This is a genomic window from Lachnoanaerobaculum sp. MSX33 (assembly GCF_000512995.1).
GTDB lineage: Bacteria > Bacillota > Clostridia > Lachnospirales > Lachnospiraceae > Lachnoanaerobaculum.
In genome coordinates, this window is the sequence record NZ_AZXX01000081.1 from 11,999 (window position 1) to 25,616 (window position 13,618).

Here is a 13,618-nt window from a genome sequence, read left to right on the forward strand (position 1 = left end):
CTATTTTAAAGCTTCTCTATAAAATTCTTTAAATTCTACATATCCTTGTTTTTCAAGTCCCTCTTTTTGGAACTTCTTATTCTTATTCATCTTTGAAACCAGAACAATATTTCCGTCCGCTCTGAGAGCTGATGCTTCCTTTAATATAGATGTTAATACACTTGCATCAATATTCTTTTCATAAAGGAATGCGATTTTTTTGCTCTCATCAGGTATCTTAAATCCTGAATCCATAAGTATTGTGATAATTCTTTCAAAACCGATAGAAAATCCGCAGGCAGGTGTATCACTTCCTGTAAATTTTCCTATCATCTTGTCATATCTTCCGCCACCTGCTACCGAACCTGAGAATCCCTCCATACTTACTTCAAATATGGTTCCTGTATAGTATCCCATACCGCGAACTAATGTAGGATCAAACTCCAGTGAAAAATCATTTTCTTTTACATCAAGTACTGTATTCATTATCTCAGATAAACTGTCAAGTACACCTTCTTCAATAAAACCGGCCAAACTTTCCTTTAAAGATACAAGAGCCTTTGAATCATTAGATAATCCGTCAAAAAGATTCAGATACTTCTCACATTTATCCGAACCGTCAAGCTCTGTCAATTCTTTTCTTACACCGTCAAGTCCTATCTTATCCATCTTATCAAGGATAATAAATACATTACTTATATTATCTTCTGAATAGCCTGCAAAAAGTGCCATTGCCAGAAGAATTCTTCTGTCATTGATTCTTACAGTGAATTTTTTGTCCTTTGCAATCTCACTAAGTGCTTTTGTTGTAGCAAGTATAAGCTCTATTTCTGCAAGATTTGAAGCCTCACCGAGGATATCTATATCACATTGTGTAAACTGTCTGAATCTACCTTTTTGAGGTCTGTCGGCTCTATATACATTACCTATCTGCAATGCCTTAAACGGATTTGGAAGATTTGCCTGATTATTTGAATAGTATCTTGCAAGCGGTAATGTAAGATCATATCTAAGTCCTGCATCTACCAGGTCATTCTCATCCTTAACATCATCAAGCTTTAATTTCTCACCTCTTTTTAAAACCTTAAAAATAAGCTTTTCATTGTCACCACCCTGCTTACTTAAAAGATTTTCAATATGCTCCATTGCAGGAGTCTCTATTGAGGTAAAGCCGAAACTTCCATAAGTCTTTTTTATTATATTTATCAAATAATCCCTGATAACCATCTCCTCAGGGAGAATGTCCTTCATTCCGGTGACACCTTTTTTAATCAATGCCATGCATACTTTCCTTTCTCATTATCATTTCATCAAGCCTTTCTATATAAAGTTTCGGATCCTTGACATTTTCAATTCTCTCTATTCTGCCGTCTCCGAATACTATTTTACTTGATGTACCTGCTCCACAAGCTATGATAGTCTGTTTTTCTTCCATAATCAATATATTGTATAGACATTCTTTACCCGGTTTTGAAAATCCTATATTTTCAAGATTGCCCGCCATGTTTTTTTGCCTGTACAAGTAATACGGCTCCAACCCCAAATCGGCACAGGTATCGGTAGCTGTATTTATCATTGATAAAATCAGATCATTGTCCATAATCTCTCTTTTATTTTCTGTATTTAACCTGGCAGCTCTCTTTAGTGCAAGAGAATGTATGGTAACAGATTCAGGAGCAAAGGTTCTCACCTTTGTGAAGCTGTCGATAACATCCTCTAAAGTTTCACCGTTTAGTCCGATTATAAAGTCCATATTTATATTTTCAAATCCTACATCTCTTGCAAGCTTATAGCTTTCATATATATCTTCAATACTATGATGTCTTCCTATAAGATCCAAAGTCTTTTGCTGCATTGTCTGTGGATTTATAGATATTCTGTCAACTCCCACGTCCTTTAATGCCTCAAGCTTTTCTCTTGTTATACTGTCAGGTCTTCCTGCTTCAACCGTCAACTCTAAAAGATTTGAAAGATCAAAATTTGTCTTTACAACATTTAAAATTTTTGACAGTTGATATCCTTCAAGTGAAGTAGGTGTTCCACCACCCATATAAATAGTTTGAAGTTTTTTGCCTTCATACATCTTAGAAACAGCTAAAAGTTCTTTGCAAAGCGCTTCTACATACGTATCGGTATCTTTCTTCCATTGTGCAATAGAATAAGATGTAAAAGAACAGTATAAACATCTTGTAGGGCAAAACGGTATACCTATATAAAGACTGTATCCGTTCTTATAATCAATTTTCTTTAATATATTGAATTCATTTTTTGCCGTATCGGTACAAAGCTTAATTCTTTTATCGCTTACAAGATAGACTTCTTTTAAATGTTTTTTTATATCTTCTAAAGACATATCATTTTCAAGCATTTCCATTACTATCTTTGTGGGTCTTATTCCGGTTAGAGTTCCCCAAGTAAGTTCCTTGTTGCCAAGCTTTAAAAGATTTTTATATATATTTCTTTTTAAATCATTTTTGGTATCAAATTTTGTATCTCTAAGCGGTGAACTAAACTCCAATACATTGTCTTTACTTTTGATTTTAATATGATAATCAGTATTGTCCTTTGATAAAAGCAATGAAAGAAATACATCTTCATCTGTGTAAATATATTTTTCCTCCGGATAAAAAGCCATCAAAAGCTCTCTGATATCCTGCTCAAAGGTCATATCTTCCAATAGTAATGAAATCATCTATCTATCCCATGCTTTTCTACATAAATTGCAACAGGATTGAATTTTTTTTCATGTCCTACCGTAGTCATATCCATATGCCCGGGTAATATGTTTACATCTTCCGGCAAAGTAAGGACCTTATCATATATCGACCTTATTATAGTAGGATTATCTCCTCCGTAAAGATCCGTTCTTCCACAGTCCTCTCTAAAAACCGTATCACCCGAGAATAAAATCTTTTCAGACTCTATATAATAGCAACCCGATCCCTTTGTATGTCCCGGTGTAGCGATAAATTTTATATCTTCATCCAGTAAGCGGATAATATCACCATCATTCAACAAGAAATCAGCCTTTGTAACATATCCATGTCCGATAAATGACTTTCCGCCGGATTTATAACTGTCTCCAAGCATTTCCTCATCATTTTTTGATATGTATACTTTTATTTTATATTTTTCCACCAAATCATTTACCGCCATTATATGGTCAAAATGTCCATGTGTAAGAAGTATTGCACTTGGTTTTAACTTATTCTCTTCTATAACTTTGATAATAGACTGCGCCTGGGCAGAAGGATCCACTATCAAACATTCCAAAGTTTCTTTATTGTATGCAACAAACACATTGGTCTGTACCGGACCGAGTGTAAGTACATATATTCCTAATTTATTCATCAGCCTGTAGCCCTTTCAATATCTATTACTCCGTTAATCTGTCTGAGTTTACCGATTAAAGAGTTCAACTCTTCTCTTCCCTTTATATCAAACACAAGATTTATGGTTGAAATATCCTGCTTGTTTGTACGGGCATTCATATTATTGATAGTGATGTTGTTTTCACTGTAAATTCTTATAAGGTCGAATATAAGTCCCTGACGATTGTGCGCAAATATCTGCAATTCTGTTTGATACTTCTCTTCAAGTTTGGCATCTTCAAACTCCTGCCACTCGGCAGGTATAAGTCTTGTTCTGTCATCCGAAGGAAGATTCATCACATTTATACAGTCTGTTCTGTGTATTGAAACTCCTCTGCCCCTTGTAATAAAGCCAACTATCTCATCACCCGGAACAGGATTGCAACATTTTGAAAATCTGACAGCTATATCCTCTATACCCTTTACGGTAATACCGTTTTTAGATTTCTTATGTATTGCCGTATTGTTATTATCACTAAGACTTTCCAAAAGAGCAGACTCGGAAATTTCTTTCTTTGCAACCTTCTTTTGTTCTTCAATCATCTTATTGATGACCTGACCTTCTTTTAAACCACCGTGACCTAAGGATGCCAGAATTGAATCCCAGTCTTTGATTGCATAGCGCTTCATTACCTTTTCCTGGAATTGAGGCTTGTTTATCTCATTCCAGCTTATTCCCTTTGCTTTGCAGTACTTTTCAAGAAGATCCTTACCTCGAAGGATATTGTCCTCTTTAAGCTCGGTCTTAAACCATTGTTGTATCTTAGACTTAGCCTGATTTGACTTGACTATGTTAAGCCAATCCCTACTTGGTCCCTTTGAGTTTTGAGAGGTTATGATTTCGACTCTGTCACCGCTCTTCAACTCATAGTCGATATTTACAAGACGACCGTTAACTCTTGCACCGACCATCTTATTTCCGACAGCCGAATGTATTGAATAAGCAAAGTCTATAGGATTTGAACCTGCAGGCAGGTTCTTAACATCACCATTTGGTGTAAAACAATATACACTGTCAGAAAAAAGATCCAAGTCGCTCTTAATTACCTTTAAAAATTCAGCATTGTCGGAGGTATCCTTTTGCCACTCAAGTATTTGTCTGAGCCAGTTCATCTTGGCATCCTCTGACCCCTGTGCAGATGTACCGCTTCCGCTCTCTTTATATTTCCAGTGAGCGGCGATACCGAACTCTGCAGTCTTATGCATCTCAAATGTTCTTATCTGCACCTCAAAAGGCTGTCCCGTATCTGAGATAAGTGTGGTATGAAGCGACTGATACATGTTCGGTTTCGGCATCGCAATATAGTCTTTGAATCTTCCGGGTATAGGCTTATAGATTTCATGTGCCGTACCTAGAGCCAGATAACATGCGGCCACATCTTCCACAATTATACGGATGGCAAACACATCATAAATCTGGTCCAGAGTCTTATTCTGATTTACCATCTTTTTATATATTGAGAATAAATGTTTTACTCTTCCGCTTATCTGATATTTCATTCCTGTACCGGATAAATGCTCATCGAACTTCTTTATAATCTCATCGACAAATTGCTGTCGTTGTTCTTTTCTGAATGCAAGCTTTTCCGACAGATCATAGTAAACATCAGGATGCAGATACTTTAATGATAAATCGTCAAGCTCAACCTTTATTTTTGAAATACCCAGTCTTTGAGCAATCGGAGAATATATATCCATAGTCTCCCTTGCCTTTTCTTTTTGCTTTTCAGGCTTCATATATTGAAGTGTACGCATATTGTGAAGTCTGTCAGCAAGCTTTATAAGAATAACCCTTATATCCTTTGCCATTGCCAAAAACATCTTTCTTAAGTTTTCAGCCTGCATCTCTATTTTATCATTCTTTAATGAAAGCTGTGTAAGCTTTGTAACACCGTCTACCAAGTTGGCTACATCCACGCCGAATATATTTGATAGCTCTTCAAATGATATAGCCGTATCTTCTATTACATCATGTAAGAGACCTGCGGCTATTGTTTCCTTATCAAGTTCAAGCTCGGCAAGAATAATTGCAACACAAATAGGGTGAATGATATATGGTTCACCCGATTTTCTTTTTTGATCATTATGTGCTTTTTTTGCCAGTTCATAGGCTTTTGATATCATTGTGATATCATCTGAAGGATGATAATGTAATATGATATCAACAAGTTTTTTATACAAGCTTTCCGGCGAAGTAAAATCTGCCGGTTTATCAATAGGTGTTTCTATATTTTCATCCAGAAAGTTCAACTTATCCTCTTTCATTAAATTCCTCATTCTCAGGCTAAAATATTGCAAAGCTATAGTTTGGGTTATATATGTCTAAGCTTTTATTATACGAATATAATGTAAAAAAAGCAAGAAAACCTAAGAAAAAAGGTGCTTTATAAAATGATTATGTAGATTATTACAAACTGTGAATTTAAAGTTTTTAATTATATCAAAAAAATGTTGAGATTTACAAATACTAAATCTCAACATTTTTATCAAACCCTTAAATTTTATTATTAAACTTTATTTTTGATTTTTTGCCAGTAAATATATTATGTAAAATGGGAAAAATACAATCAAACCTATAACTTGAAATAACATTACTAAATACCAAAATGGTAAATGCCTATCTTTATTATATCTCATTTATGTGCACCTCCTTAAACCATAATGTCATTGTCACTCTTTAAATCTATTATTTCAAGTCTATTTTACTGTATTCACTTCTCTGAATGAATTGCCTTGCTTTAATATAGGTGAAAATTTCTTATATAAAGCAATTGTAAGGACTGAAATCATACAACCCTTTAACAGATTTAACGGTGCAACTATCATCAATGCAAAGGTTTGAATACTTGTTACTGCAGGATTTAGTGCACTTCCCATTCCTACAAGTGCACTAAGATCCATTCCATACATCTGTGCAAACTTAGGTAAAAGATACAATGCATTAAAAAGCGATCCGAATACTGTCATTGTAAGTGTTCCTGCTATACTTCCAATCAAAGCTCCTTTTCTTGTTTTGCTGAATATATAAATAATACTTGAAGGAAGGATTAAAGATGCTCCTACACAGAAGTTTGCAAGCTCGCCCACAAATGCTGTGGTAGTTGATCTAAACATTACTTTTAAAAGTATCTTTATAAACTCTGTAAGTATTCCGGCAACCGGACCGAAAGCAAAGGTTACTATCATTATAGGTAACTCGGAAAAGTCAAGTTTGTAAAATGTAGGAGCAAAAGGTACAGGGAACTCAAACATCATGAGTATTGTACTTATGGCACCGAACAAACCGACCATTGCAATCTTTTGAGTGGTAATAACAGGACCTGTATAGCCGGACCTCTTATTTGCTATCTTCTCAAAAAGATATGCAACTAAAAATGTAGCAAATACTATTCCCAGAAACTCTGCTACAAAAACCAAATTTTCAACTACTGTTTTTAACATAACTACCTCCATAGCTTATGCTTCGGAGTGGTTTTCTTCAATGCAAAAACCCCTATATTATCTATAGGGGGCATAAGCAAATGAATTTGAAAACACTCTTCTCTCATCCAGACTATACTGTCGGTTTTGGAATTTCACCAAATCAACTGCTCATGCAGGTCGCAGACTATACTGCCGGTGGGGAATTACGCCCCGCCCCGAAGAAATATTAATTTTTATTAACTTAATTCTAAAACTTTTTATACAAAATGTCAATAGTATTATAGACTCCTTACAGGCATACCGTTAACTTCCACATCATCTTCTATAGGAACGAGAATATATTTTCTTCCGTCTATTATTCTTGTCTCAAGCTTTTCAATAGAGTCCGTATCGGTTTTTACGGTAATGCCGGGTGTTTTAACTTCAAATTTCTTTGTATCTATTACATTATCTGCCAGTACTTCTATATCTGCATCTGCACTTTTCTCATATGATTCCACTGCTTCATCTGATACACCGCTCTTTGAAATAAGCTTAACCATATCATTTTTTGTAAGTACCAAAGGTTCAGGGTTGTCGGAGTTTTCAGCAATCAAATCAAGCATATTTGAACTTAAAGATGACATAACAGGCATTGTAAGCTCATCTCTTAAAATATCATAAAGCACAGCTTCAAAAGTTTCTTTTTGCATAACTGATGACATAGGAGGCTCAACACCTATTATTTCATTTATAAAGCTCTCATTAAGTGCATCATTTTTCTTGCTGAAGTATAATGCCGCATGTATGTCTGTAGTTCTGTCTGTAAATGCAGGGAATAAAAATCCGTGCATAGGCATACCTACTATCCAGTCTCTGACTCTGTTTGCAATTACACCTTCATTGGCAAAATAGCTGAGTGCAGGCTTTGAAAGGCTCACAGGACATATACTGCATAGCAGTGCATGATAAACTTCGGTTGAAGCATCATCCATTGCAAGTTTATCGCTTGCCTTACCCGGAATATCATACATGATATCAATAAGTATTATGTAATAATTTTCGGCATGCTCATAGGATTCTATTACTTTTCTGAAGAATTCATCCAGAAGCAATTCATCATCAAGCCTGCTCTCTCTAAGTTTCATTAAAAATGCATGTGGACTGTCTTCATCTTCATCATCCAAAGAAAAGTCCAAGGTCAGTAATGACTTCCCAATTGCTCCCGACAAGGTCTTTCTGAATATTTCTTCATATTTGAAAGCATCCTCCTCAGGTAATGAATAGAAAGCATCCTTATTCATAAATTTTATATTCTTTTCAGCATCAACATAGCAACCTGCATACTTTGTGATAACATTGGTATCCTTATTAAATTGCTTTTTGATCTCGTTTATTTCTTCTCTAATCATCTTTTTTCACTACTTTCCTGCTTCAATTGCTCCAGATAAATTAAATCTTTTTTTGAAAGATTGGCGATCTCAAGCAAATCCGGTCTGTTAAGATAAGTCCTCTTTATAGACTCTTTTCTACGCCACTCTTCTATATTTTTATGATGCCCTGAAAGAAGCATATCAGGTACCCTAAGTCCCTCATACTCTACAGGTCTTGTATATTGCGGATACTCAAGCAAATTGTCTTCAAATGACTCAAAATCAGCACTTTCATTATTGGTAAGTACTCCGTCTACCATCCTTGCGATTGCATCCATCATTACAAGAGCCGGAAGCTCACCACCTGTAAGTACATAGTCTCCTATGGAGTAACACTGCGCATTTGTAAGTTCAAGTGCTCTCTCATCGACGCCTTCATAATGACCGCAAAGAAAAACTATCTCATCAAGCTTTGCAAGTTCCTTGGCATCATTTTGATCAAACACCTTACCCTGTGGTGAAAGATATATAAGCTTAGCTCTTTTATCCAGTCTGTCACAGATACTTTCATATGCTTTGTGAATAGGCTCAGCCTGCATTACCATTCCTGCACCGCCGCCATATGGATAGTCATCCACTCTTCTATGTTTATCAAGTGTATAATCACGAATATTTATAGCTTCCATTGATATCAAATCATTTTTTATGGCTCTACCTACTATACTTGTGTTCATACACATTTCTATCATTTCAGGAAATAATGTTAAACAAAAAAACTTCATATCTATAAATCCAAAAGTCCGTCCAAAACATGGACTCTAATCTTTCCCTCTTCAAGATCCACATCCAGTATACATTGGCTGATATATGGGAATAATACTTTCTTTTCTCCCATATCCACTTCCATTACATGATTAGCCCCTGTAGGGAATATATCTGTAACCTTACCAAGCAAAATACCTTCTTCATCAATTACATCAAGACCTATAAGATCCGCAATATAGTTTTCATTCTTTTTTAAAGGTGTGGCATTTTGTCTGTCTACAAACAAATCAGTATTCCTAAGTGCCTGTATTTCTTCAGGAGTGTTAAACTGCTTAAACTTTACAAGTGCCATATTTTTTTGAAATCTGACAGTTTCAATATCAAGTGCAGTCTCAACTCCCTTAATATTTGCATATACTTTCTTTATCTTTTTCAATCTGTTTTGGTCATCAGATGTAGGATATACCTTTGCCTCACCTTTTATTCCATGAGAGCTTGTGATGACTCCCACTCTAAATCTATCTATCATTTTGTTCACTTTCAAAAATTACTTAATGCAGCCTTTAAATAACAATAAAGCTACTACAAATGTAGCAGCTTGTTTTGTTATTTTATTTCTAATACTACTTTTTTTTCAGCTCTTATAGATGCTGATTTTATAATAGAACGAATAGCCTTAGCTATCTTTCCTGACTTCCCTATAACCTTGCCCATATCAGCTTCGGCTACAGACAATGTACAGATAGTAGTATCACCATCGATTGTCTCTTCAACTTTTACTTGAGCCGGGTCATCTACCAAAGCTTTTGCTATAACCTCAATGACTTCTTTCATAATCAGTCCTTATTATACTAATCCGGCACTCTTTAAAAGCTTAGCAACTCTGTCAGTTGGCTGTGCACCGTTAGCAAGCCACTTCTTTGTGTTCTCCTCATCAAACTTGATTACGCTTGGCTCAACTGTAGGATCATAGTAACCAACCTCATCGATAAATCTACCGTCTCTTGGTGAACGAGCATCAGCCACTACTACTCTATAGAAAGGTGCCTTCTTCTGTCCCATTCTCTTTAATCTCATCTTAACTGCCATTTTATTATCCTCCTAATAGCTATAAAAATCTATATATGATCAATTCTAATTATTTAGAATAAAATCCGCTAAAAACCTAATTTTCCTCCGAAGAGTCCACCAAGGGCTCCTCTCTTTTTACCATTCTTCATCATGCCGGGGAATTGCTTCATCATCTTTTTCATCTGCTCAAATTGCTTTACAAGTCTGTTGACATCAGCAATATTAACACCTGAACCCTTTGCAATTCTGTTTTTTCTTGAAGGGTTCAAAAGACTCGGATCAAGCCTCTCCTTTTCAGACATACTCTGAATAATAGCTTTTATTTTTATCATCTGACTGTCATCCACCTCAGGCAATGCAGCCTTACCACCGATTCCCGGTAACATGCTGAGTATACTTGCCATGCCACCCATCTTCTCAAGCTGTTCCAGCTGATCAAGGAAATCGTTGAAATCAAAATCAGCTTTGGCAATCTTTTGTGAGAGCTTCTTAGCTTTCTCACTGTCCATATCCATCTCGGCCTTTTCAATAAGAGAAAGGATATCTCCCATGCCGAGAATTCTGCTTGCCATTCTGTCAGGATAAAACTGCTCCAGATCAGAGAGTTTTTCTCCCATTCCTACATAAAGTATCGGCTTACCTGTAACGGCACGTACTGAAAGAGCCGCACCACCTCTGGTATCACCGTCAAGCTTTGTAAGTATTACTCCGGTAATATCAAGCTTTTCATTGAAGGTCTCGGCCACATTTACCGCATCCTGACCTGTCATGGCATCAACCACCAAAATGATATCGTCAACAGTTACATTTTCTTTTATCTCTATCAACTCATTCATCATATCTTCATCGATATGCAGACGACCTGCAGTATCAAGGAATATGATGTTGTGATGATTCTCCTTAGCAAATTCTACAGCTCTTTTAGCAATCTCTGCAGGTTTGTGATCGGTTCCCATCTCAAAGACGGGCACATCCACCTTTTCACCGTTTCTTTTTAACTGCTCTATGGCGGCAGGTCTGTAGATATCACAACCTACAAGAAGTGGAGAATTTCCCTTTTTCTTTAATTTTGCGGCAAGCTTTGCGGTAGTTGTTGTTTTACCTGCACCCTGAAGACCTGCCATCATTATAATAGTTATTTCTCCTGACGGTTTAATCTTTATTTCTGTAGTCTCACTACCCATCAAAGAAACCATCTCATCATTAACTATTTTAATAACCTGTTGAGCCGGTGTAAGTGAATTAAGTACATCAGTACCTGTTGCCTTCTCCTGAATACTCTTTATAAAATCTTTTACAACTTTAAAACTTACGTCAGCCTCAAGAAGTGCCAGCCTTACTTCTTTTAATCCGGCTCTTACATCATCCTCAGTAAGTCTACCCTTGCCTCGAAGATTTTTAAAAACATTTTGAAGTTTTTCCGATAAGCTTTCAAAAGCCATTCAAACCTCCTATACATCCAGTATCTTGAATGAAAGCTCTTCTATCTTTGATATAAGTTCTTCATTCTTTGTGTCCTGATATATCTTAACAATCCTTTGTATCTCTTTTACATAAGATTTTGTTTCATCAAACTTTTTTATCAAACCAAGCTTTTCCTCATAAGAAACCAGTGATTTATTGCATCTTTTTATAAGATCGCTCACACCCTGTCTGCTTATTCCCTCATTTTCAGCAATCTCACTTAGTGAGAAATCATTGAAAACCACATCCTCATAAATTCTTTGCTGATGCTCTGTCAAAAGCTTTCCATAGAAATCATAAAGAATCCCTTGATTGATATATTTTTCTATATCATTATTTTCCATACTGTGAGAGTATAACAGCATAAAAAGAAGCTGTCAAGTGTTTTTACTTGACAGCTTGAAAAAGTGTTTTTACTTGACAGCTTGAAAAATAAATATACATGCCTTAAAACAAATAGATATCTTTTCTATGTCCGACATCAATAAAGATTAAAACAAGTTTATCATCTTGTATTTCGGCTAAAATACGATAGTCTCCAACTCTATATCTCCATTGTCCGCTCCTGTTTGCAGTGAGAGCTTTACCATGTATTCTTGGATTTTCACAGTTTATCAGATTTTTTTCAATCCATGCTTTGATTATCCTTTGAGTTTGTCTATCTAATTTTTTAAATGCTTTATCAAATTTTTCTGTTGTACTTATTTCATAAATCATAAGTCAAGGTCTTTCCAAAGTTCACTAATTGGTCTTGTTTTTAGTGTACCTGACCTTTTCTCAGCCTCATATTCTTCAAAAACTTTAAGATCATATTCGTCTTCAATACGTTCAAGCATAGCAATTCTGATTATTTCAGACAAGGACTTATTATTATGTTTTGCATACGATTTAAAAATGTTCAATTCATTTTCAGGAACTCTCAAACTGATTACAGACATAACTCTCTCCTTTCTTGTGTATTACAATTGTATTACTTAAATTGTATTTTGTCAAATATGACCTTCAAAATTTATTTTTACTGCTGTTTTAATATTGAGTTTTTCAGCATGTCCTTTGCTTCATCCTCACTTAAATCATAGTGATAAAACAATTTGTAGAACTCCTGCGCCTGCTTAACCATATCATACTTGAAATTATCAGGGAAAAGTATTGTTCCGAGCCACTGCATTCCAAGTATTCTGTTTACTGAAGGCGGTCTTCCTACCCAGTTATACGGCAGTGAAGGTGCCTCATAGACTTTGTTGTCTTTTACTGCTCTAAGATTTGCCCAGGCACTGTCGGTTGTTATAAGCTCATACACCTTAGAATCCGCTGTTATAATAACATCAGGATCCCAGTTCATTAACTGCTCCATTGAAACTTGCGCTCCGCTTTTGCTGCCCTTTTCAAGCTTGGCTACATTTTCAGCGCCCATATACTCAATAGTCTCAGAGTGTATAGATCCTGAACCCATAGTTGAAAGCCCATCTTCACCCTCCGCATAGTATACTTTTGGCTTTGTGGTAACTTTTTCGGCATTTGACTTAGCTACATCAAGAGCTTCCTTACAGTAATCAGACAACTTCTTTCCCTGCTCCTCTTCTCCCAACACCTTACCAAGTGTTGTATACGCCTCAGGCAGTTTATCAAATGTTGCGTCTATAAAGATAGCGGGAATATTTGTCTGAGTCTGAATGGTATCCATACCTTCTTTAATATCGTCTTTCGGTTCACCGAGATCAATTACAACCTGCGGTCCTGCCGACATAAGAGCTTCCATATTCAGATTTGCATTTTTACCGTAGAATGCACCGAACTCAGGCTTATCTGCGTATTTAGCATCAATATATTTCATCTGAGCATCCTTAGGCTTTGAACCCCATCCGACCATCTTATCAGGTGCAATGGAGTAAAGCATTATCTGTGCTAAATATCCTGAAGGTGCAATCTTTTCAATATTTGCAGGTAACTCCACCTCTCGACCTGCGGAATCTGTGAACTTTACAGTTTCCTCCTGTGACTTTTGCTCTGTAGCCGTGGCAGTTGTCTGCTCTTTACTGCTCTCCACCGCCTGTGCCGTGGTGGACTGTTCCTGTCCGGTATTCTTTGAAGACTGACTTGAACAGGCTGTAGCCGAGAACATAAGTGTTGACACAATCAGTGCCGATAGAAATTTTTTCATAACTTCTCTCCTTAAATTAAATTTATATAAAC

At 36.0% G+C, this 13,618-nt stretch carries 15 protein-coding genes and 1 riboswitch; all 15 genes read right to left on the reverse strand.

The annotated features are described in order from the left end of the window. The 15 genes from hisS to HMPREF1495_RS08995 all read right to left on the reverse strand — a co-directional run bounded on the left by hisS (position 1) and on the right by HMPREF1495_RS08995 (position 13,586). Positions 1-1,260, reverse strand: a complete 1,260-nt coding sequence (hisS, locus tag HMPREF1495_RS08925) for a histidine--tRNA ligase (RefSeq protein ID WP_034213961.1) — start codon at positions 1,258-1,260, stop codon at positions 1-3. Further along, positions 1,247-2,671: a coproporphyrinogen dehydrogenase HemZ gene (gene hemZ / locus HMPREF1495_RS08930; protein WP_034213964.1), complete on the reverse strand. Its 1,425-nt coding sequence runs from the start codon at positions 2,669-2,671 to the stop codon at positions 1,247-1,249. Before hemZ ends, hisS begins: the two co-directional genes overlap by 14 nt. Beyond that, positions 2,668-3,330 carry an MBL fold metallo-hydrolase gene (locus tag HMPREF1495_RS08935; protein ID WP_034213966.1) on the reverse strand — a complete coding sequence of 221 codons (663 nt, stop codon included), beginning with the start codon at positions 3,328-3,330 and terminating at the stop codon, positions 2,668-2,670. Before HMPREF1495_RS08935 ends, hemZ begins: the two co-directional genes overlap by 4 nt. After that, positions 3,330-5,615: a RelA/SpoT family protein gene (locus tag HMPREF1495_RS08940; RefSeq protein ID WP_034213969.1), complete on the reverse strand. Its 2,286-nt coding sequence runs from the start codon at positions 5,613-5,615 to the stop codon at positions 3,330-3,332. The genes HMPREF1495_RS08935 and HMPREF1495_RS08940 overlap by 1 nt, the downstream gene beginning before the upstream one ends. A 432-nt stretch (positions 5,616-6,047) precedes the next feature. Continuing rightward, positions 6,048-6,791, reverse strand: a complete 744-nt coding sequence (locus HMPREF1495_RS08945) for an ECF transporter S component (RefSeq protein ID WP_034213971.1) — start codon at positions 6,789-6,791, stop codon at positions 6,048-6,050. Positions 6,792-6,882: 91 nt separating this feature from the next. Then, a riboswitch (FMN riboswitch) is annotated at positions 6,883-7,000 on the reverse strand. 51 nt (positions 7,001-7,051) lie between these two features. Further along, positions 7,052-8,164 (reverse strand): DUF4317 domain-containing protein, encoded by a 1,113-nt coding sequence (locus tag HMPREF1495_RS08950; RefSeq protein WP_034213973.1) that lies wholly within the window; start codon positions 8,162-8,164, stop codon positions 7,052-7,054. Continuing rightward, complete coding sequence (trmD, locus tag HMPREF1495_RS08955) at positions 8,161-8,907, reverse strand: tRNA (guanosine(37)-N1)-methyltransferase TrmD (RefSeq protein ID WP_007591927.1); 747 nt, start codon at positions 8,905-8,907, stop codon at positions 8,161-8,163. Before trmD ends, HMPREF1495_RS08950 begins: the two co-directional genes overlap by 4 nt. A gap of 2 nt (positions 8,908-8,909) precedes the next feature. After that, positions 8,910-9,419 (reverse strand): ribosome maturation factor RimM, encoded by a 510-nt coding sequence (rimM, locus tag HMPREF1495_RS08960; RefSeq protein ID WP_034213976.1) that lies wholly within the window; start codon positions 9,417-9,419, stop codon positions 8,910-8,912. A gap of 77 nt (positions 9,420-9,496) precedes the next feature. Beyond that, complete coding sequence (locus tag HMPREF1495_RS08965) at positions 9,497-9,724, reverse strand: KH domain-containing protein (protein ID WP_009218659.1); 228 nt, start codon at positions 9,722-9,724, stop codon at positions 9,497-9,499. 12 nt (positions 9,725-9,736) lie between these two features. Further along, entirely contained in the window at positions 9,737-9,979 is a 243-nt protein-coding gene (gene rpsP, locus HMPREF1495_RS08970; protein ID WP_007591924.1) for a 30S ribosomal protein S16, read from the reverse strand. A gap of 68 nt (positions 9,980-10,047) precedes the next feature. After that, the gene (gene ffh, locus HMPREF1495_RS08975) at positions 10,048-11,403 is read right to left on the reverse strand and encodes a signal recognition particle protein (protein WP_034213981.1); all 1,356 of its coding nucleotides are present in this window, start codon (positions 11,401-11,403) and stop codon (positions 10,048-10,050) included. A gap of 9 nt (positions 11,404-11,412) precedes the next feature. Continuing rightward, positions 11,413-11,769 (reverse strand): YlxM family DNA-binding protein, encoded by a 357-nt coding sequence (ylxM, locus tag HMPREF1495_RS08980; protein WP_034214029.1) that lies wholly within the window; start codon positions 11,767-11,769, stop codon positions 11,413-11,415. Between the two features lie 103 nt (positions 11,770-11,872). Beyond that, positions 11,873-12,142 carry a type II toxin-antitoxin system RelE family toxin gene (locus HMPREF1495_RS08985; protein ID WP_034213984.1) on the reverse strand — a complete coding sequence of 90 codons (270 nt, stop codon included), beginning with the start codon at positions 12,140-12,142 and terminating at the stop codon, positions 11,873-11,875. Then, positions 12,139-12,363, reverse strand: coding sequence for a type II toxin-antitoxin system RelB family antitoxin (relB, locus tag HMPREF1495_RS08990; RefSeq protein WP_034213986.1), 225 nt, complete (start codon positions 12,361-12,363; stop codon positions 12,139-12,141). The genes HMPREF1495_RS08985 and relB overlap by 4 nt, the downstream gene beginning before the upstream one ends. A 77-nt stretch (positions 12,364-12,440) precedes the next feature. Beyond that, a complete protein-coding gene (locus tag HMPREF1495_RS08995) occupies positions 12,441-13,586 on the reverse strand; it encodes an ABC transporter substrate-binding protein (protein WP_034213989.1) in 1,146 nt (381 codons plus the stop codon). Between the last annotated feature and the right edge of the window lie 32 nt (positions 13,587-13,618).